The sequence below is a fragment of the Rhizobium sp. SG741 genome (assembly GCF_012275435.1).
GTDB classification, from domain to species: Bacteria; Pseudomonadota; Alphaproteobacteria; order Rhizobiales; family Rhizobiaceae; genus Rhizobium; species Rhizobium lusitanum.
The window spans coordinates 106,702-127,477 of sequence record NZ_JAAZQP010000002.1; the positions used below are offsets into that span (position 1 = coordinate 106,702).

The 20,776-nt window shown below is 60.3% G+C and carries 19 protein-coding genes; 14 read left to right on the forward strand and 5 right to left on the reverse strand.

The genetic code is table 11. The features are described from left to right. Positions 1-19 precede the first annotated feature (19 nt). From hmgA to FHT29_RS05940, 7 genes are all read left to right on the forward strand, one after another. A complete protein-coding gene (hmgA, locus tag FHT29_RS05910) occupies positions 20-1,381 on the forward strand; it encodes a homogentisate 1,2-dioxygenase (protein ID WP_168599338.1) in 1,362 nt (453 codons plus the stop codon). Positions 1,382-1,418: 37 nt separating this feature from the next. Then, the gene (locus tag FHT29_RS05915) at positions 1,419-2,444 is read left to right on the forward strand and encodes a fumarylacetoacetate hydrolase family protein (protein WP_168599339.1); all 1,026 of its coding nucleotides are present in this window, start codon (positions 1,419-1,421) and stop codon (positions 2,442-2,444) included. Beyond that, positions 2,441-3,073: a maleylacetoacetate isomerase gene (maiA, locus tag FHT29_RS05920; protein ID WP_168599340.1), complete on the forward strand. Its 633-nt coding sequence runs from the start codon at positions 2,441-2,443 to the stop codon at positions 3,071-3,073. The genes FHT29_RS05915 and maiA overlap by 4 nt, the downstream gene beginning before the upstream one ends. Positions 3,074-3,552: 479 nt before the next feature. Further along, positions 3,553-4,068, forward strand: a complete 516-nt coding sequence (locus FHT29_RS05925) for a DUF3455 domain-containing protein (RefSeq protein WP_037193367.1) — start codon at positions 3,553-3,555, stop codon at positions 4,066-4,068. 217 nt (positions 4,069-4,285) lie between these two features. Further along, a complete protein-coding gene (locus FHT29_RS05930; protein WP_168599341.1) occupies positions 4,286-5,488 on the forward strand; it encodes an MFS transporter in 1,203 nt (400 codons plus the stop codon). 113 nt (positions 5,489-5,601) lie between these two features. Beyond that, positions 5,602-6,279, forward strand: coding sequence for a FadR/GntR family transcriptional regulator (locus FHT29_RS05935; RefSeq protein WP_168599342.1), 678 nt, complete (start codon positions 5,602-5,604; stop codon positions 6,277-6,279). After that, a complete protein-coding gene (locus tag FHT29_RS05940) occupies positions 6,276-7,550 on the forward strand; it encodes an MFS transporter (protein WP_047640373.1) in 1,275 nt (424 codons plus the stop codon). The genes FHT29_RS05935 and FHT29_RS05940 overlap by 4 nt, the downstream gene beginning before the upstream one ends. A gap of 57 nt (positions 7,551-7,607) precedes the next feature. On the opposite strand, the gene FHT29_RS05945 is transcribed toward FHT29_RS05940, so the two are convergent. Beyond that, on the reverse strand, positions 7,608-8,312 hold the full coding sequence (locus tag FHT29_RS05945) for an SDR family oxidoreductase (protein WP_168599343.1): 705 nt from the start codon (positions 8,310-8,312) through the stop codon (positions 7,608-7,610). Between the two features lie 529 nt (positions 8,313-8,841). Here FHT29_RS05945 and FHT29_RS05950 point away from each other — a divergent pair. The 3 genes from FHT29_RS05950 (at position 8,842) to FHT29_RS05960 (ending at position 12,431) form a co-directional block, all read left to right on the forward strand. After that, complete coding sequence (locus FHT29_RS05950; RefSeq protein ID WP_047558842.1) at positions 8,842-9,150, forward strand: co-chaperone GroES; 309 nt, start codon at positions 8,842-8,844, stop codon at positions 9,148-9,150. Between the two features lie 48 nt (positions 9,151-9,198). Further along, positions 9,199-10,833 carry a chaperonin GroEL gene (gene groL / locus FHT29_RS05955; protein ID WP_037193007.1) on the forward strand — a complete coding sequence of 545 codons (1,635 nt, stop codon included), beginning with the start codon at positions 9,199-9,201 and terminating at the stop codon, positions 10,831-10,833. Between the two features lie 557 nt (positions 10,834-11,390). Then, on the forward strand, positions 11,391-12,431 hold the full coding sequence (locus tag FHT29_RS05960) for a fatty acid desaturase (RefSeq protein WP_168599344.1): 1,041 nt from the start codon (positions 11,391-11,393) through the stop codon (positions 12,429-12,431). A 73-nt stretch (positions 12,432-12,504) separates the two neighbouring features. On the opposite strand, the gene FHT29_RS05965 is transcribed toward FHT29_RS05960, so the two are convergent. Further along, a complete protein-coding gene (locus tag FHT29_RS05965; RefSeq protein ID WP_168599345.1) occupies positions 12,505-13,134 on the reverse strand; it encodes a ParB-like protein in 630 nt (209 codons plus the stop codon). An 80-nt stretch (positions 13,135-13,214) separates the two neighbouring features. Further along, the gene (locus FHT29_RS05970) at positions 13,215-13,763 is read right to left on the reverse strand and encodes a cupin domain-containing protein (RefSeq protein WP_037192999.1); all 549 of its coding nucleotides are present in this window, start codon (positions 13,761-13,763) and stop codon (positions 13,215-13,217) included. A gap of 141 nt (positions 13,764-13,904) precedes the next feature. Here FHT29_RS05970 and FHT29_RS05975 point away from each other — a divergent pair, with 141 nt between their 5' ends. Next, positions 13,905-15,239: an aspartate aminotransferase family protein gene (locus FHT29_RS05975; RefSeq protein WP_168599346.1), complete on the forward strand. Its 1,335-nt coding sequence runs from the start codon at positions 13,905-13,907 to the stop codon at positions 15,237-15,239. A gap of 46 nt (positions 15,240-15,285) precedes the next feature. Here FHT29_RS05975 and FHT29_RS05980 read toward each other — a convergent pair whose 3' ends face one another. Continuing rightward, entirely contained in the window at positions 15,286-15,897 is a 612-nt protein-coding gene (locus tag FHT29_RS05980) for a TetR/AcrR family transcriptional regulator (RefSeq protein ID WP_168599347.1), read from the reverse strand. A gap of 210 nt (positions 15,898-16,107) precedes the next feature. On the opposite strand from FHT29_RS05980, the gene FHT29_RS05985 reads away from it, so the two are divergent. From FHT29_RS05985 to FHT29_RS05995, 3 genes are read left to right on the forward strand one after another with little or no spacing between them, the layout of a single operon-like run. Continuing rightward, positions 16,108-16,584, forward strand: a complete 477-nt coding sequence (locus FHT29_RS05985) for a (2Fe-2S)-binding protein (RefSeq protein ID WP_037192997.1) — start codon at positions 16,108-16,110, stop codon at positions 16,582-16,584. Then, entirely contained in the window at positions 16,584-17,567 is a 984-nt protein-coding gene (locus tag FHT29_RS05990) for a xanthine dehydrogenase family protein subunit M (protein WP_168599348.1), read from the forward strand. The genes FHT29_RS05985 and FHT29_RS05990 overlap by 1 nt, the downstream gene beginning before the upstream one ends. Next, positions 17,564-19,852 carry a xanthine dehydrogenase family protein molybdopterin-binding subunit gene (locus FHT29_RS05995; RefSeq protein WP_168599349.1) on the forward strand — a complete coding sequence of 763 codons (2,289 nt, stop codon included), beginning with the start codon at positions 17,564-17,566 and terminating at the stop codon, positions 19,850-19,852. Before FHT29_RS05990 ends, FHT29_RS05995 begins: the two co-directional genes overlap by 4 nt. Before the next feature lie 47 nt (positions 19,853-19,899). Here the strand turns inward: FHT29_RS05995 and FHT29_RS06000 are convergent, their stop codons facing one another. Next, the gene (locus tag FHT29_RS06000; RefSeq protein WP_174157110.1) at positions 19,900-20,622 is read right to left on the reverse strand and encodes a winged helix-turn-helix domain-containing protein; all 723 of its coding nucleotides are present in this window, start codon (positions 20,620-20,622) and stop codon (positions 19,900-19,902) included. Positions 20,623-20,776 lie beyond the last annotated feature (154 nt).

A 20,776-nucleotide genomic window follows, 5' to 3' on the forward strand; every position in this document is an offset into this window, starting at 1 on the left:
TTTCGGGAGGAATTGAGCGATGGACCAGACGATATCTAAGACTTCCGACCATGAGGCTCTGGCGGCAAGTAACCTCAAATACATGCCCGGATTCGGCAACGATTTCGAAAGCGAGTCGCTTCCCGGCGCTTTGCCGCAAGGCCAGAACAGCCCCCAGAAATGCAACTACGGTCTTTATGCCGAGCAGCTTTCCGGCTCGCCTTTCACGGCACCGCGCGGGACGAACGAACGGTCCTGGCTCTATCGCATCCGTCCGAGCGTGCGCCATACCCGGCGCTTTTCGAACACCTCCTACCCGCTCTGGAAATCCGCGCCCTGTCTGGACGACCATTCGCTTCCGCTCGGCCAACTCCGCTGGGGTCCCGTGCCGGTGCCCGACGAGAAGCTGAGCTTCCTCGAGGGAGTGCGGACGATCACGACGGCTGGCGATGTCCTGACCCAGACAGGGATGGCCGCTCATGCCTATGTCTTCAACGAGGACATGGTGGACGACTACGTCTTCAATGCCGATGGCGAATTGCTGGTCGTCCCGCAGATCGGCGCCATTCGAATATTCACTGAAATGGGCGTCATCGATGTCGAGCCCTTGGAAATATGCATCATCCCGCGCGGCATGATGTTCAAGGTGCTGCGCACCGGCGACCAGAAGGTCTGGCGCGGATATATCTGCGAGAACTACGGCGCGAAATTCACGCTGCCGGATCGCGGGCCGATCGGCGCGAACTGCCTGGCAAATCCGCGAGACTTCAAGACACCGGTCGCCGCGTTCGAGGACAAGGAAACGCCTTGCCGCGTGCATGTCAAATGGTGCGGGAAATTCTACGTGACGGACATTGGCCACTCGCCCCTCGATGTGGTGGCCTGGCATGGCAATTATGCGCCTTATAAATACGACCTGCGGACATTCTCCCCGGTCGGCGCGATCCTGTTCGATCACCCCGATCCGTCGATTTTCACGGTACTGACCGCGCCGACCGAAGCAGCGGGCACGGCGAATGTCGATTTCGTGATCTTTCCGCCGCGCTGGCTGGTCGCCGAACACACCTTCCGTCCGCCCTGGTACCACCGCAACATCATGAGCGAATTCATGGGGCTGATCCATGGTCAATACGATGCGAAGGAAGAGGGATTCGTGCCTGGTGGTATAAGCCTGCACAACATGATGCTTCCCCACGGGCCGGATGCGTCGGGCTTCGAAAAGGCATCCAATGCGGAACTCAAGCCCGTGAAGCTCGATAATACCATGGCCTTCATGTTCGAGACCCGGTACCCGCAGCAGGTGACGAAATACGCGGCGGAACTGGAAACGTTGCAGGACAATTACCTGGAGTGCTGGGATGGCCTGGAGCGCAGGTTCGACGGCACGCCCGGAATCAAGTGAAGATCGGCCACGCATCCTCTTACGGTGGAACCAGCACATGAAGCTCGCGACTTTGAAAGACTCCACGAGGGACGGGCGGCTTGTCGTCGTCTCCCGCGACCTGACCCGCTGCTCCGAGGTCGGTCATATCGCCCGCACCCTGCAGGCTGCCCTCGACGATTGGGAGCATGTGGCGCCCAGACTCGCGCAGGTTGCCGAGGGTATCGAGACGGGTGCCCAGCCGACGCTGAGGTTCCACGAGCATGACGCCGCATCGCCTTTGCCACGGGCCTATCAGTGGGCTGACGGCTCTGCCTATGTCAATCATGTCGAGCTGGTGCGCAAGGCGCGCGGTGCCGAGTTGCCGACAAGCTTCTGGACCGATCCGCTGATGTACCAGGGCGGCTCGGATAGTTTCCTCGCACCGCGCGATCCGATCGTGGCGGCTGACGAGGCCTATGGGATCGACATGGAGGGCGAGGTCGCCGTCATCGTCGGCGACGTCGCCATGGGTTCGGGTCCGGAGATTGCCCGGAGCGCCATCCGCCTGGTGATGCTCGTCAACGACGTGTCGCTGCGCGGCCTCATTCCGCAAGAGCTGGCAAAAGGGTTCGGCTTCTTTCAGTCCAAGCCTGCATCGGCATTTTCTCCGGTCGCGGTCACGCCCGACGAACTGGGGGAGGCGTGGGATGGCGGCAAACTGCATCTCCCCTTGCTCGTGACCTTGAACGGCAAGCCATTCGGCAAGGCGAATGCCGGTGTCGACATGACGTTCGATTTTGGCCAGCTGATCGCCCATGCCGCCAAGACCCGTGACCTTGTGGCCGGAACGATCATCGGCTCGGGAACGGTGTCCAACAAGCTCGACGGCGGTCCGGGCAAGCCGGTCGAGAGCGGCGGTGCCGGCTACTCCTGCATCGCCGAGATCCGGATGATCGAGACCATCGAAAACGGAGCGCCGAAGACTCCCTTCCTGCGGTTCGGCGATCAGGTCCGCATCGAGATGCACGACCGGGCAGGGCATTCGATCTTCGGGGCAATCGAGCAGAGCGTCGAAAGACATGGGGGATCGGAGCTGCAATGAATGAGGTCGTTCTCTACGACTATTGGCGATCGTCGGCGAGCTATCGCGTCCGCATCGCGCTCAATATGCTTGAGATCGACCATAAGACCGTGTCGATCAACTTGCTGGAAGGTGAACAGAGAGGCCCGGACTATCTGGCGCTCAACCCGCAGGGGCTCATACCGGCGCTGGTGATCGATGGGAGAACGTTGACGCAGTCGCTGTCCATCATCGAATATCTGGCGGAGCTTCAGCCGGAGTGCGGTTTGATGCCGGCGGATAGTGCAGGCCGCCAGCACGTGCGGGCACTTGCCTACGCGATCGCCATGGACATCCATCCGATATGCAACACGCATGTCGCAGCCTATGTCATGACCATAACGGACAAGGCCGAAGCCCGCGGAGAATGGATGAAGCATTTCATTGCGGATGGACTTCGCAAGCTGGAAGCGATGCTTGGCGAATTCAACGGGGATTTCAGCTTTGGAGATCGGCCGACGATGGCGGACCTTTGCCTTGTCCCGCAAGTCTACAATGCCCGCCGCTGGGGAGTCGATATGACCGACCTCAAGCGCATCGTTGAAATCGATGGCCGGTGCGCCGAACTGCCTGCCTTCCAGGCAGCGCATCCGGACCGCGTGAAACCATAACGTCAGAGCTGTAACGGCGAGAATTCGCCCAGGCTTTTGCGTAGGTCTCGAAATCAAATCGATGGTGGTGTCCGCAGCCAAGGCAGACACCGACCGCCGGCGCGAGAAAAAGAGCCGGGGAGGATGAGCTTCCCGACCGTCAATGACAATAATCTTCTTTTCCACCCCCAGGGCATTGCTCAAAGCGAAACTATTTTCGGTTTCGGCTGAACCTGCGAGCCGGTGCAGCCGCATAATGCGTGCAGGCGCTATATGCTGGATCCGGCACCGGCAGTTTCACTTCGGGGTCACTTTATGGTGTGGGACCACCAGCTTGATCCTGCTCGAATTCAGGACTTGAAATGGGGCGCAGGAATCGTTCGCCCGCAGGCGAACCGGACTTGCCTGGGATGAACGAGGAGTATGAGCATATCATGCAGATTCTATATTTTCGCAGATCTGGCGTCGCCACAATCCGGCTTGGCAAGCGACTTCGAAGGATGAAGCTTCTTTCCGTCGGCCTATTCGTGTCTTGTCTGGCAGTCGCAGCATCTATTTCGGCCAACTCTCAGCGAGCCAACGCTGCCGACCTCCCCGCGAATATAGAGGTCAAGGACGCAACGTCAGTTGCAACCGTGCATGCCGAAGGCGTTCAGATCTACGAGTGCAAAACCGGCTCGGACAATAAGATGAGCTGGCAGTTCCGCGAGCCGCTGGCAACGTTGCTGCAGGACGGCACGACCGTCGGGCGCCATTTTGCAGGCCCCGGTTGGGAGTTTGCCGATGGCAGCTCCATCAAAGGCAAGGTCGCGAGCCAGGCTCCAGGTGCCACAAAGAACGACATCGCCATTCTGAGGCTCGATGTCGTCGAACATCGGGGTGATGGAGTGTTGTCGAAGGTGACGGCGGTGCAGCGTCTGGACACGAAGGGCGGCGTATTCTCCGGCGCATGCGACCAACCGGGCGCGATGCATCTTGAACCCTATACAGCCCGCTACGTTTTCCTTGCGAACTGATCGCGTCCGTCAGGCTGCGGCCCCGGTATGGGAGCCAGGTGCACAAGAGCCGCCAATTGCCATCGGGTTTCTGGCGAGGCGTCCTTCCATCCAGCTCCCGATATGCAGCATCGCCAGTGCAGCCAATATTTATTTTTGCACGTTTCCGTCGGGCTCAAACCTGCTAAAAGCCGCTCACCCGCAAGACGGGTGATTTGACAGACCTTCGACACAACCGATGACCCGCCTCATTCCCGAAGTATTCCGCGACCCGACGATCCGGGTGAGCATGCTTGCCATCTTTGCCTTCGGCTTTGCCGGAGCCGCGACATCGCCTTATCAGTCCGTCGTGGGTATTCGCGAACTCGGCCTGAGCAATGGGCTATATTCGGCACTGATCTTTTGTGCGGCTGCGGTCAACGTCATCGTCAGCATTCTGCTGGGAAACCTGGCGGACAGGATCGGTGAATATCGCACGATGATGCTGACGGTCGCGCTCTTCGGCATCCTGGGTTATGGCGCGGTCTACGTCGTTCCCACGCAGGCGACCTTCATTCTCGCCGCATTGTTTCTCCTTCCGATCTACGGTTCCCTCAATTCACTGCTGTTTGCCAATGTCAGGGTCGCGACCAATGGGATGGAGCGCAACAACGTGGCGACCGTAAATTCGGGCGTCAGGGCGATGATTTCGCTATCCTGGGTTCTCGTGCCTGGTATCACCGGGGCGCTGCTCGCAAACTCCGCAAGCATGTTACCCGCCTATCTTTTCGCCGGTTTGGCCTGTGCGGTTTGTTTCGGATTGATTGCGGTTTTCCTTCCCCGCCAGAGCGGCACCGACAAGGCGGCAACGCGCCATCTCTCCTATCTCGCGGCACTCGGCGAGGGCATCTCGCCGCCGGTTTTTGTGCGGGTGATCGCGGTGGCTTTGATCAGCAGCACGCTTCATGTCAATGGTGCCATTCTGCCTCTCATCGTCACCGGTGCCGCCCACGGCTCCGTCGCCGATATCGGCGTGCTCGTCGGGATCGTTGCGCTTCTGGAAGTCATATTCATCGTCGTGTGGGGACGCGCCCAACGGATCATGAGCCATGTGACAGCGCTGGCCCTCGGCACGGTCATCTATGTCGTTTACCTGCTGTTGCTCGGGTTGGCATCGGCGCCCTGGCACGTCTATGCGCTGACCCTTATCAGCGGCATCGGAGCGGCTGCCCTCATCAGCATTCCCATCACCTATCTGCAGGATCTGATCGCCGAGCGTCCGGGGCTCGGCAGCGCCCTCATATCGGTCAATATTTTCCTCAGCGCCGGCCTGAGCGCCCTCCTGTTTGCGCTCGGAACCGCTACGAGCAGCTATTCGGGAACGGCAGTCATCGGAGCGGTTGCCGGCGTGGTCGGACTTGCCATGCTGCTCTTCTTTGATGGCGCCAGGCGGCGCGGATAGGCGCAGGCGCGCTTCCCTTGTTCGACGACCTGGCAGCAGCCAGGACATTTGTTGACGACACCTCGTCATTCGATTAGTCATTAAGTCATCTGATGACTTGATGAGATGTGATCATGCGCGCCCTGACCAAAACCACGCTCGCGGAAACAGCGGTCGAAGCAATCCGCGGCGAAATCATTGCAAGGCGATGGCGTGTCGGCGAGAAATTGCCCAATGAGGCTTCTCTCTCATCCATGCTTTCCGTCAGCCGCGGCACCATCCGCGAGGCAGTCCGGGTGCTGGCGTCTCAAGGCTATATCGAGACACGACAGGGATCCGGCACCTACGTGCGCTCGACGATCAACCTCGGCCGCCCTTTCGACATGGCGCGCCGGGCCGGGCTCCGGGACCAGTTCGAAGCGCGTTTGGCGCTCGACGTCGAGGCTGCACGCCTGGCCGCTCTGCGACAGACGCCGGAGGTGATTTTGCAATTGCGTGCGCTGCTGAAGGCGCGAGGAAACTATGATGGCGGAGACAAGACCGCATTTATCGAGCGAGACCTCGCCTTCCACAAGGCGGTGATCGCGGCGTCGCAGAACAGGGCGATGATCGAGATCTACGAATTCTTTTCCGTGTCGATCGCCGAGACCATCGAGGCGACGCTCGGCGAGGATCTTCCTGAGCCGGATATGCAAGCGCATGTCGCAATCGTCGACGCCATTGAAACAGGTGATCCGGAAGCGGCAGGTTCTGCCGTGCGCCGCTTCATGGCTCCGGTTGTCGCCACCCTCGATCGGTTGCTGATGTCATGAACACACCTTCGCAGAATGCCGCTTCTCTTGAACTGATCGATGCCGAGGCCGATGAAATCCCGCCACCGCAGCCGCATCGGGGCAAATCGCCAATCGGCAGATTTCTTCTCGGCGCAAGCCTTGTGCTGATTGCGTTCAATCTCCGGCCGGTCTTCTCGAGCGCCTCGGCGCTATTGCCCGAAATCCGAAGCGGGCTTGGCCTTACCGCATTCGGCACGAGCATCCTCACCACATTGCCTGTCGTCTGCATGGGCCTGTTTTCACCGCTCGCGCCAAGACTGGCGCAGCGATTGGGGACAGAGCGCGTGCTGCTCGGCGTGATTCTCCTGCTTGCGCTCGGCACGGCGTTACGCGGCATTTCCTCTATCTCCCTGCTGTTCTTCGGGACGGCCTTGACCGGCGCCTGCATAGCGATCGGCAATGTTCTCTTGCCGGGCGTGGTCAAGCGTGATTTTCCGGACAAGGCGGCCCTGATGACGGGCTGCTACACAATGGCTCTGTGCGCGGGCGCGGCGAGTGCAGCCGGGCTCACGCTTCCGATCGAACATAGTCTTGGGGGGTCGCTCGGCGGTGCGCTTGCGGCCTGGGCCTTGCCGGCCCTCGTGGTCGGGCTTCTGTGGCTGCCGCAGGTGATTGGATCGGGCACCCAAGCGCGGCGCACCGGCTTCCGCGTCATGGGTCTATGGACTGATGCCGTCGCTTGGCAGGTAACGCTCTTCATGGGGTTGCAATCGGCGCTTGCCTATTGCGTCTTCGGCTGGCTGGTCCCAATTCTGCGCGAGCGTGGCCTCGATGGGGTGACGGCCGGCGCAATCGTGTCGGTTTCAGTCATGGTGCAGGCGGCTTCGTGTCTTGTGGCTCCTCACATCGCCGTCAGGGGCAAGGACCAGCGGGCCATCAACGTCATTCTTTGTGCGGTCGCGGTCACGGCGCTGCTGGGCCTGCTCTTCGCGCCGCTCTGGACGGTATGGTTCTGGGCCGTGCTCCAGGGTATCGGGCAGGGAGGGCTGATCGCGGTGGCGCTGACCGTGATCGTGCTGCGCTCGCCCGACCCGCACGTCGCCGCGCATCTGTCCGGCATGGCGCAGTTCATAGGCTACCTGCTTGCCGCAATCGGGCCGCTCGTCGTCGGCATGATCCACGGTTGGACGGGAAGTTTCGCCTGGTGTTCGGTTCTGTTCGTCCTGCTTGGTCTCGGCGCCGCCATCAATGGCTGGTTTGCCGGCCGCGCCATCAACGTCAATGCCACGATGATAGAAACCGGCACGTAATTCGGACTACGTGCTGACCCGACTGGAACGAGGGGCGGTTTCGACGGCCGGCAGGTCTCATATGGAGCGGGTTAGTCCGCCATCGACCTTGAGGTTCTGGCCGGTGATGTAGCCTGCGCCATCGGATGCGAGGAACGCGATCGTGGCTGCAATCTCCGAACTCGTGCCGTAGCGCTTCATCGGCACGCCGTCGCGGCGCTCTTCGGTTGCCGGCAAGCTGTCGATCCAGCCCGGCAGTACATTGTTCATGCGGACATTATCGGCCGCATAGGTATCCGCGAAAATCTTGGTATAGGCGGCAAGGCCGGCACGGAAAACGGCTGATGTCGGAAACATCGCCGATGGTTCGAAGGCCCAGGCCGTGGAGATGTTGATGATCGCGCCCGACTTTTGCGCCTGCATGATCGGGGTGACCAGACGAACGGCGCGGACTACGTTCATCAGATAGACGTCAAGGCCTGTGTGCCATTGCTCGTCGGTGATCTCGATGATCTGTGCCCTGGGTCCGTGGCCGGCACTATTGACCAGCACGTCGATGCGACCCCACTTCTCCATCGTCGCGTCGGTCAGGCGTTTGAGATCGTCGTTCGACTGATTCGAACCGGTGATGCCGATGCCGCCGAGCGACGCCGCAAGGGCCTCTCCCTTGCCGGAGGATGAAAGGATCGCAACCCTGAATCCATCGGCGGCAAGGCGCTTGGCGGCTTCCGCACCCATGCCGCTGCCGCCCGCCGTGATGATTGCTACTTTTTCTATCGACATGCCGTGAGCCTCTCTCTGTTCGTTTGCGGGCAAGGAAAGATTGCCTGACTTTTATGAGTCAAATAGCATTTCAGGCGCGCTGGCACCAACCAGTTGCGTTTTTATTTGAGATGAAGATCCGTTTTGCGGGTGCTCATCCTGACCGCGGTCAAGGTTCCGCCCAACCACCAAAAGGGCGGCCGTGACGATCGTCCGTTACAATTGCTCATAGACGAACGGGCGGCTGTCGAAAGCGCTGCCGAAGCATCTTCCCATACCCGGCCGCGTCCGCAGCAAACTGATATGCGAAGCACCGATCGATATTTATCTCAGAAAAAATCCGGTTAGTTGAAATAAAAACTCATTCGTCATTACAATGGATCCGGTAATTTTCATGAGAATTGCCCATACAATTCTATGGAATCATGGACGCCATTCTCGTATGATTTTATTCTCCAAATAATATTCCTTGGCACTCCTATCAATCGAGTGCCAAGAATGTTATTTTATGGTTGCAGCCGCCCTATGCGCCGGCCGCAGAAAGATCTTTATGCTATTTCGCCCGCTGCACGACCGCGTCGTCATCCGACGCGCCGAAGGTGATATCAAATCCAAGGGCGGGATCATCATTCCCGATACCGCCAAGGAAAAGCCGCAGGAAGGTGAAGTGATCGCCGTCGGTCCCGGTTCCCGCGACGAAAATGGAAGGCTGATCCCGCTCGACGTCAAGACTGGCGATACGATCCTGTTCGGCAAATGGTCGGGAACCGAGGTCAAGATCAATGGTGAAGACCTTCTGATCATGAAGGAGGCCGACATTATGGGCATCATCGAGAACGCCGTCGACAAGGCTGCCTGATCCACCGAATTTAGCTCCTTTATCTCAAGACTGAACAGGGCAAAGACAATGTCTGCCAAGCAAATCATTTTTTCTACCGACGTCCGCGACCGATTGCTTCGTGGCGTGGAATTGCTGAACAATGCCGTTAAGGTGACGCTCGGTCCCAAGGGCCGCAACGTCGTCATCGACAGACCCTATGGCGCTCCGCGCATCACCAAGGATGGCGTATCGGTCGCCAAGGAAATCGAGCTTGAAGACAAGTTCGAGAACATGGGCGCGCAGCTGGTGCGCGAGGTGGCTTCAAAAACCAACGACCTTGCCGGCGACGGTACCACGACGGCGACCGTGCTCGCCGCGTCCATCTTTCGCGAGGGTGCCAAGCTGGTTGCCGCCGGGATGAACCCCATGGACCTCAAGCGCGGCATCGATCTCGGTGTTACCGCCGTGCTTGCGGAAATCAAGGCGCGCGCCACCAAGGTCAAGTCCTCAAGCGAGATCGCGCAGGTCGGCACGATCGCCGCCAATGGCGATGCCAGCGTTGGCGAGATGATCGCCAAGGCCATGGAAAAGGTCGGCAACGAGGGTGTCATCACTGTCGAGGAGGCCAAGACGGCTGAGAACGAACTCGATGTCGTCGAGGGCATGCAGTTCGACCGCGGCTATCTCTCGCCCTATTTCGTCACCAATGCCGAAAAGATGCGCGTGGAACTGGAGAACCCCTATATTCTCATTCACGAAAAGAAGCTCGGCAATCTGCAGGCGATGCTTCCGATCCTCGAGGGTGTGGTGCAGAGCGGCACACCGTTGCTGATCATCTCGGAAGATGTCGAAGGCGAAGCGCTGGCGACATTGGTCGTCAACAAGTTGCGGGGCGGCCTCAAGGTCGCTGCCGTCAAGGCGCCGGGTTTCGGCGACCGCCGCAAGGCCATGCTGGAAGACATCGCCGTCCTGACGGCCGGACAGATGATCTCCGAGGATCTCGGCATCAAACTGGAGAACGTCACACTCGATATGCTCGGCCGTGCCAGGCGCGTGCTGATCGAGAAGGATACCACGACGATCATCGATGGCTCTGGCGATAAAGCCGCCATCGAGGCACGTATCAAGCAGATCAAGGCGCAGATCGCGGAGACGACCTCAGACTACGACAAGGAAAAGCTGCAGGAGCGGCTGGCAAAGCTCACCGGCGGCGTTGCGGTGATCCGCGTCGGTGGCTCGACCGAGATCGAAGTCAAGGAAAAGAAGGACCGCATCGACGATGCCCTGAATGCCACCCGTGCGGCGGTCGAGGAAGGCATCGTGGCCGGCGGCGGCGTTGCGCTCTTGCGTGCGAAAGCGGTCCTCATTGGGCTCACCGGCGAAAACGCCGACGTGACGGCGGGCATCGCGATCGTGCGCAGAGCACTGGAAGCGCCGATCCGGCAGATCGCCGACAATGCCGGTGTCGAAGGTTCGATCGTCATCGGAAAACTTGACGACAGCAAGGATCCTAATGAGGGCTTCGACGCGCAGACGGAAACCTATGTCGATATGATCGAAGCCGGCATCATCGATCCGGCCAAGGTCGTGCGGACCGCGTTGCAGGACGCCGGCTCGATTGCGGCGCTTCTGATCACCGCCGAAGCCATGATCGCCGATATTCCCGCCAAAGAACTTGCCCAAAACACCGGAAATGGCGCCATGGGCAATATGGGATATTGAGAGCAGTGCCTGAAGCGCTCGGCCGGTTTGGCCGGGCGGTATTTTCGCCATTTTGAGTGGTAATATCACTCCGTTGAGCGAACAGGCATTATGTGGTTGCTCGCAATGCGGGCCTCCAAATACTCTGGGGTAGTCGTTCGAGGGCATCACATTCGAGCGGCTGCCGTTCCACTAGCTGATATCAACCTCAAGAAGGATCGCATCGATGGCCAAGGGACAAGTGAGAGGCAACCGCGAGGTTCGCAAACCGAAACAGGAAAAGCCTGCCGCAAAGGTAGAGAGTACGTTCGCAAGTCAGATCAAGGTCGCGACAAAGAACAATCCGCCGAGCGGTAAAGGCAAGAGCTGAGCTCGATCGGGAATGATGGTCAGGTGCCGGCAGCCAGGCACCACGTGAACGGCCATGCGAGGACGTGGTCGAGAAACTCAGGAGACACGACAACGATGAATGTTCTTCAGGCGATCTATCGCTTCGATTATTTGCTGCTCCCAATCGGGTCAGCTGCTGTGATAGCTCTTGCCTTGTTGGCATTCATTGCGGCTCGGGGAGTTGTCTTTTGAGTGAGGCCATCGACCACGACCCATCTGCGCCTCTTTTCGACGAAAAAGCATGGCTCAAAATCCTCGCCCGGTATCGCCAGCCACGTGCCAGACGCAGCCTTATCGAACTCGCGGTGACGGCCATCCCATTTGCGCTGTTGTGGGCCGGGACATGGGCAGCCGTTTACTTTGGCTTCTGGTTGGGCCTTATCCTCATCATTCCCGCGTCTGCGTTTCTTCTGCGTCTGTTCATGATCCAGCATGATTGTGGCCACGGTTCTTTCTTTGCGCGCCGGCGCATCGATGACTGGACCGGCCGCGCTATCGGCGTCCTGACGTTTACACCCTATGACTATTGGCGCAGGGCGCATGCGGAGCATCATGCCTCGGCGGGGAACCTCGACGAACGCGGCGTCGGCGACATAACCACGCTGACCGTTGAGGAATACAGTAGCCGGTCATGGCGCGGGCGGCTTGCCTACCGACTTTACAGGCACCCGGCGATCATGTTCGGCATAGGCCCGGCATGGCTGTTCCTGTTCAAGCAACGGTTGCCTTTCGGCATGATGCGATCCGGCCTTTTGCCCTGGGTATCCACCATGGCGACAAACCTGGCCATTGCAATCGCCTCCGCTTTGCTCATCTGGGCAATCGGCATCCTGCCCTTCCTCTTGGTGCATCTGCCGATCGTCCTGCTGGCGGGAGCCGCCGGCATATGGCTCTTCTATGTGCAGCATCAGTTCGAAGAAACCCATTGGTCGAAAGAGCCTGAATGGCGGTTTCAACACGCGGCGCTTCATGGCGCGTCGTACTATGATCTGCCGCTGATCCTGCGCTGGATCACCGGCAACATCGGCATTCATCACATTCATCATCTGTCGAGCAGGATACCCTACTACAGGCTTCCCGAAGTGCTCAAAGACCATCCGGAACTGGGTGATATAGGCCGGATCACCATGATGGAGAGCCTGCGCTGCGTAAAACTGGTTCTCTGGGATGAACAGAACCAGCGCCTCATTTCGTTTCGCGATGCGACAAAGCTGCGACGTTCCAAATAGGCGCGGGGCAGGTCCACACGAAGCTTGACGCAGTCTCAAACTGGCCAGCGTTACGCCTTGATTTCAGATTCAGTCATTCGGCAATCGATCCACACCAGCCCGGCAGGTAATCCGCCTCCCTGCCTTTGGCGAGCGCGAGCGACCTTTCCAGGGCGTGGTCGAAATCTCGGTCGACGTCCTTCCGCTTCAGGCGGCGGCGCAGGAAATCCGCCCAGAGAAATTCGCTGAAAGGGGTCGTGTCCTTGGCGTAGCCGCCATGCCGGCGCAGTTCGCCCGCCAGCGAACGATAAGGGTCATCGACCAGATCCTTGATGCTTTTCGGGATGGCTTCGTAGCCGCGTCGTTTGCCGTCTTCGTCGAACGGATGCATCCAGTCATGGCAATCCATCACGAACCAGAAGGAATCCTGATCAAGCCGTGAGAGATCGGCGACCGTCGTGACCAGAATGTCCCTCACGCCCTCCTCATGGAGCGCAAGCGACAGGTGATGATGGTCAATGACATAATATCGCCCGCGTGGCCCACGGATTGCCGGCACCATGTGGTTTCCCAGGAACTCTCCGGCCTTTTCATCTTCAGCCTCTGCTTTCGCGCGCCAAGCCTTTCGCTTGGCTTTCACCTCGCGCATGCCGACGGTGATCTGGGTAGGCCGCAGCTCCTCGATCGGAACTGGATGCAGGATCGGTTCACGCAGCATAACCATTTGGAAGTTCTCCGCGAAGGTGGCATCAGCGGAGCGTAGCATGAGCCGCGAGTTGGACAAATTGGTCCTGATAATAGCGATCAGAAGCTTGGGGGCGTGCACGCGCTGATGACGTCGCAGGGAACCGGGCCGACGCAGCGGAAGCGATGCGGCCGGCGGCTTTCGAAATAATAGGCGTCGCCCGGTCCAAGAACGCGCCGCTCGTCATCGACGGTCACCTCTAGGCGGCCTGATAGCACGATGCCGCCTTCTTCTCCGTCATGGACCAGCGGCACTTTGCCGGTGTCAGCTCCCGGCTGGTAGCACTCTTTCAGGATTTGGAGACTACGTCCGAACAGGTTTTCGCCGATCTGGCGATAGGAGATCGGGCCTTTGCCGATCTCGACCAGTTCCTCGGCGGCATAGAAAGCCTGCTTCGGCCTATCCGGCTCGAAGGCAAAGAACTCGGCAAGGCCGATCGGGATGCCATCCAGGATGCGCTTGAGGGCGCCGACCGAAGGGTTGGCCGAGTTGGACTCGATAAGCGAAATGGTCGAATTGGTCACGCCGGCGCGCTTGGCGAGCTCGCGCTGGGAAAGATTGCGTGCGAGACGCAGATGGCGAAGGCGGTTGCCGATGTCGACGGACATAGTTTCACCTTTTCAGATGTTCGAAATATCGCAAACTTTACTATCCGCTCCAATAAAATCAATGCGTTGTAGTCATAAAGAAAAGGGCTTGTTCGAAACAGGGAAATCGCTGATGTCAATGTCAGCGCAATGGAGGCGACGATGGATAAGATCACTCACCCCAATACTCCGGTTCTTGACAATTTCTGGATGCCGTTCACGGCGAACCGCCAGTTCAAGGCGGCACCTCGGCTGTTGGCCGCGGCAGACGGCATGTATTACACCGATGTCGACGGCAACAAGGTGCTTGACGGCACCGCCGGCCTCTGGTGCGTGAATGCGGGTCACGGCCGCAAGAAGATTGCCCATGCGGTGGAACGCCAGCTTGCCACCATGGACTTCGCACCGACCTTCCAGATGGGGCACCCGATCGCCTTCGACTTTGCCGCCAAACTGGCCCAGCATGCGCCGGGCGGCCCGGCCGCGAAGCTTGACCGCATCTTCTTTACCGGTTCCGGTTCAGAATCCGTCGATACTGCGCTCAAGATCGCCATCGCCTATCAACGCGCCATCGGTCAGGGGACGCGTACGCGCATTATCGGTCGCGAAAAAGGCTATCACGGCGTCGGCTTCGGCGGCATCTCGGTCGGCGGCCTAGTCAACAACCGCCGCGTCTTTCCTCAGATCCCCGCCGATCACATGCGCCACACGCTCGATACCGAGCGCAACGCCTTCAGCAAGGGTCTGCCGGCCCATGGCATCGAACTGGCCGAGGATCTGGAGCGGCTGGTCGCGCTGCATGGCGCTGAGACTATCGCCGCCGTCATCGTCGAGCCGATGTCCGGCTCGGCGGGTGTCATTCTGCCGCCGAAGGGCTATCTGGAGCGACTCCGGGCGATCGCCGACAAGCATGGCATCCTGCTGATCTTCGACGAGGTGATCACCGGCTTCGGTCGCCTGGGCACGCCCTTTGCGACCGACTATTTCGGCGTCGTTCCCGATCTTATCACGACAGCCAAGGGCATCACCAACGGCACGATACCGATGGGCGCGGTCTTTGCGAGCCGCAAGGTCCATGATGGTCTGATGATCGGTCCGGACAATCAGATCGAACTCTTCCACGGCTACACCTATTCGGGGCATCCAGTCGCCTGCGCGGCCGGTCTCGCAACCATGGAAATCTATGAGGAAGAGGGGCTGCTCACCCGCGCCAGCGAGTTGGCGGACGACTGGCAGAATGCGCTGCATTCGCTGAAGGGCCTGCCGCATGTCGTGGATATCCGCAATCTCGGCCTCGTCGGCGCAGTGGAGCTCGCATCGCGTGAAGGTGCGCCGGGCGCCCGTGCCTATGATGTCTTTGTCGACTGCTTCCAGAAGGGGCTTTTGATTCGAGTGACCGGCGACATCATCGCATTGTCTCCGCCGCTGATCATCGAACGCGGTGAGATCGGCACCATTGTCTCGATGCTCGGCGACGCGCTGAAGCGAGCCGCCTGACGTTCAATGGGCGGACCGCGGCCGGCCGCTTGATGTGGCCGGCTGCCTATTTGTGGCAGCGCAATCCGTCCATCAACAATCCGATCAGCCGGTGGGAGCGATCGCGCCAATCGGCTGCATCGGGGATGGAATAGATGCTGGAGAGTGCGTGCAGCACATCCATGGTTTCCATGTCCTTCCGGATCAGGCCCTGTTCGGCTGCCTTCTCCAGAAGGCTGCCCAAAGCGCCGCGCAGCAGGCCGGAGCTGTCCGCGAACAATGACGAATTCGACGTCATCAGGATGCGCAGGCTGTTCGACATCCCCCGCTTCGTGGCGATATAGTTCACGAACCGCTGCATCCATTCTTCCAGTGCCGCGTCCGGCGCATATTTTTGGGAAAGCTCGATGGCCGCAGCAGCAAGGCCTTCGAGTTCGCGTCGATAGACGACCTCAACCAGATGTTCCCGCGTCGGGAAATGCCGATAAAGCGTGCCGATGCCGACGCCGGCCTGCCGGGCTATATATTCCAGCGAGGCTTCCGCTCCTTTTTGCGCGAAGGCGTCGGCAGCGACTTCTATCAACCTGTCGCGGTTGCGGCGAGCATCCGCACGCAGCTTGGTCGGCGCCAACGATATTGTCCTCTGCTCGGCCAAGGCCAGGTGAAGCTCCCATCGCATCAGGGCTTGACGAAAACAAACAAGCCGCTAGTTTAATCGGAGGCGCCTCCGTTTATCTGGAGCGCCTTCCACTTCTTAATCTAGATGAGTGCCAGATGTCATGCCGAAATGCATCGGCGTCGTTTTCCATGAAAATGATGGAGTAGCTGGCCGACCGGACTCGTCTAGATTTCGAACGTCTCATTCTCGTGACGATGGCAGGAGCTTATCATGACACGATCCATTCATATTGCGCTCGATATTAACGGGCAGCGACACGAGCTCGACGTCGAGCCGCGCGTCACGCTGCTTGACGCGCTGCGTGAGCATCTGACGCTGACGGGCACCAAGAAGGGCTGCGACCAGGGCCAGTGCGGGGCCTGCACCTGCCATGTCGATGGCAGGCGTGTTCTCTCCTGTCTGACGCTTGCCGCACAGGTGGAGGGGCGCCAGATCACCACGATCGAGGGTCTGGCCGGTGAAGCCGGCGATCTGCATCCGATGCAGGCGGCATTCATCGAGCATGATGCCTTCCAGTGCGGCTACTGCACTCCGGGCCAGATCATGTCGGCAGTTGCCTGCATCCGCGAGGGTCATGCGGGTTCCGACGCCGAAATCCGCGAATACATGTCCGGCAATCTCTGTCGGTGCGGGGCCTACAACAGCATCGTCGCGGCGGTGCGCCAAGCAGCGGCGGAGGCAGCGTAATGCGGGATTTCTCCTATATTCGCGCCGCATCCGCCAGCCAGGCCGGCAGTGCCGCGCAGCAGTCGGGTGCCATGTTTCTGGCCGGCGGGACGACGTTGCTCGATCTTGCAAAATGCGGTGTGAGCGAGCCTGAAACGGTCATCGATATCACCCATCTTTCCGGCATGAGCGGCATCACCGTCGATACGGCCGGTGCCAGGATCGGCGCGCTCGCCAGAATGAGCGAAGTGGCCGACCACGGGGATATTCGGGCAGCATTCCCGGCGGTTTCGCAATCGCTTTCGCTTGCCGCCTCCGCCCAGCTCCGCAACATGGCGACGATCGGCGGCAACCTTTTGCAGCGGACCCGCTGTTCCTATTTCCGTGATCCCGGCGCCTTTCCGGCCTGCAACAAACGCAATCCCGGTTCCGGCTGCGCGGCGATCGGCGGTATCACGCGCAATCATGCCGTGCTCGGCGCGAGCGAGGCCTGCATCGCTTCCTATCCCGGCGATTTTGCGGTCGCTCTGGTTGCCTTCGATGCGGTTGTCGAGCTCGATGGCCGCAAGGTGGCCGTCGACGATTTCTTCCTTGCGCCCGGCAATACGCCGGATAGGGAGACGGTATTGCAACGCGGCGAAATGATCACCGCCATCAGCATTCCGGCCTCCGCTGCCGCCGTGAATTCGACCTACATCAAGGTCCGCGACCGCCAGTCTTATGAATTCGCCGCTGCGAGCGCTGCCGTCGGCCTCGAACTGGAGGCGGATGGCAAGACCGTCCGTGATATCCGCGTAGCACTCGGCGGCGTCGCTACCAAGCCGTGGCGCGCGCGCTCCGTGGAACAGGCGCTCATCGGCAAGGCTCTCGACGCTGATATCGTCGAAAAGGCAAGCCGGCTCGCCATGGAGGGCGCCGTCTCGCATGGCGGCAACCACTACAAGATCGAACTTGCGCCGCGCGTCGTTACCCGCGCCATTTTGAAAATGGGAGGTCTTGCATGACCATGATGGAACCTCGCAAACACGGCGATGCCTCAGATGGCACCGTCGGCGGCCGTCAGTCACGCTTCGAAGGCAGCATGAAGGTCACGGGTACTGCGACCTACGCGCTGGAATACCCGTTCGAGAACCTGGCCTATGCCGTTCTCATCCAGAGCACGATCCCGGCCGGTCGTGTCCTGAAGGTCGACATTGCGGATGCGCTTGCGATACCGGGCGTGCTCCTGGTGCTGACGCCGGAGGATGATCTGGGTCTCAAGCTCGGGGCAGACTGGGGCGGTAACAAGCCCGCGGAAGGACCATACTATCCGCTGCCGCGTGAGGTGCAGTTCAATGGCCAGTCGATTGCCGCCGTCGTGGCCGAGAGCCGTGAACAGGCAACGGAAGCAGCCAGGCTTGTGCGGGTCACCTACGAGGAAAGCAAATACGTCGCCAACCTCAACGACCCGAATGCCGGCGAGGGCAAGCTCATGGACGCGCTCTCCTCCGCCTGGGGCGATGCCGAGGCGGCGCTTGCCGCATCCCCGGTCCGGATCGAGGCCGAATATTCCACGCCGCGCGAATATCACGTCGCGATGGAGCCTCACGGCCTGACGGCGAAATGGGATGGCGATCAGCTGACCATCTGGGAGCCGAGCCAATGGTCGCACGGCATGGCGCGCATGTATTCCGAATGGTTCGACATGCCCTATGAAAATGTGCGGATCATCTCACCCTTCATCGGCGGCGGCTTCGGATCGAAGGGGCAGCCGCTTGCCTATGGCGCTGTCGCGGTCGCGGCTGCAAGAAAGCTCGGCCGGCCGGTGAAGCTCGCGGTTACGCGTCCGCAGAATTTCACCAGCTATGGCGGCCGTGCTGGGACGAAACAGAAGATCGCACTTGGCGCCACCGAAGATGGTATCCTGCAGGCGATCGTTCATCGCGGCACCAGCGAGACGTCCGTCTACGCGGACTGGCCGGAGCAGACGGGGGCGGCAACCTCGATCCTCTACAAGGTCGAGAATTTCTCCTCGCAGCATCGCATCGTGCCGGTCAACAGCGTGACGCCAGGCGCCCTGCGCGGGCCGGGCAAGAATCCGAGTGCCTACGGCATCGAATGCGCGATCGAGGAGCTCGCCTACAAGCTCGGTATGGACCCGCTTGAACTCCGGCTGAAGAACTATGCCGACCACGACTACCAGTCCGGCAAGCCGTGGTCGACTCGGCAGCTGCGCGAGGCATTGACCAAAGGAGCGGAGACCTTCGGCTGGTCGCGGCGCAGCCATGCGCCACGGTCCATGCGCGACGGCAAGACCCTGATCGGCTGGGGTATCGGCTGCGGAACCTTCCCCGTCATTCGGGCACCGAGCGAGGCGATGATCCGCATTCTTTCCAGCGGCAAGGTCGAGGTCATCAGCGGCGCCATCGACATGGGGCAGGGGACCTATACGATCCTTGCCCAGAGTGCGGCTGAAGTCTTCGGCATTCCGGTGGATCAGGTCGAAGTCCATCTCGGCGATTCACGGCTGCCGGGTTCGGCAATTGCCGGTGGCTCGATGCTGGCCGGCTCGATCATGGGGGCCGTCCATAAGGCCGCAGTTGCCGCGCGCGACGAGCTTATCGGCCTTGCGCTCAGCGATGCCAATTCGCCGTTCCGCGATACGGGGGCGAATACGCTGAACTTCGTCGAAGGTCGCATCGCCGCGCCGCGCGGCGAAGCTCCTTCACTCACGCTGGCGGAACTGATGTCCGCGCTCAAGCGCGAGGAGATCGAGGTTCGTCGCAATACCTTGCCTGAAGGCGCGAGCGCCCAGGAGCAGGTGCAGGCCTGGACGACCATGGCCAGAGTGCAGGGACCGACGATGGGCGATTATTCCATGCACAGCTGGTGCGCCCATTTTGCCGAGGTGCGGGTCGACGAGGATTTCGGCACGGTGCGGGTGTCCCGCATGGTATCGGCCTTCGATTGCGGCCGGCTCTACAATCCGCGGCTGGTCGAGAGCCAGTGGCGGGGCGGCATCATCATGGGCATCGGTCAGGCACTCCTCGAGGAGGGATTGGTCGACATGCGCAACGGGCGAACCGTCAACAACAATGTGGGCGATTACCTCGTGCCGACGAATTCGGACATACCGGATCTGCAGGTGATCTCGGTCGGTGTACCTGACCACAATGCCTCGGCGCTCGGCGGCAAGGGTGTGGGCGAAGTCGGCATTGTCGGCGTTGCGCCCGCTATCGCCAATGCGGTGTTCCATGCGACCGGCAAGCGGATCCGCGACCTGCCCATTACGCTGGAAAAACTTCTCTAGAGGCGGGTCAGTATGGAGTGGGAAGGGCGGAGCCTGGGCTCCGCCCGCTATACGGTATGATCGACGGATACCTTCAATATCTGCTCCTCAATGCCGAAATGCTTTTTCAGCCCTATCCATCCCATAGGCGTGACCTCGACGGCGCGGGACGACTTTGCGCGCCGTATCCACCCCTTGGTGCAAAGAAGATCGGTGAATCGAACGCCGAGCGGGCCGGCGAGATGGTATTGCCGCTCCGTCCAATCGAGGCATTGCCGGGCGAGACCGCGCCGGCCCGGCTTGACCGCCGCGACCTCGAGGCCAACGCATGCAAACCAATCCGCGCCGGCTTGCGTTACCTCGAATTGTTTATCGGATGCCGCAACGAGAAAGCCTCGCTCTTGCAGCCCGCAGGCGACCGCCACGCCGACGCGGCCGGCCAGATGGTCGTAGCAGCAGCGCGCAAACTGGAGTTTTTGTGCGTCATGCGTGAGCGCTCTTCGGCGAACAGGTTCCCTCGGTCCTATGGAGGCGAGGTTTTCGAGAACAAGGGCCACATGAGAGCCGGCCAGGCGATAGTAACGGTGACGCCCTTCCGTTTCGACCGTTAGCATGCCGCCCGCCAGCAGTTTGCTCAGATGCGAGCTGGCCGTCTGCGCGGTCACGCCGGCGCAATAGGCCAGCTCACCAGCCGGCCGCGCGCGTCCGTCGAGCAACGCGGTGAGCATGACGGCGCGAGCGGAATCAGCAATCAGAAAGGCTGCGGCGGCAATATTCGGCTGTTGGTTCATCATCGTGGCTCCTGAGGTCAGCCGCCATCTTAGCAGGAAAGATGTTCGCACGCTTCGACACGGGTCGAAGCATCGAGTTGGGTCGGCATCATAGGTTGCGGTGTTAGATCACGACTCTGAACACCACAACCATCTTCTCGAATTGAGGTCCGGC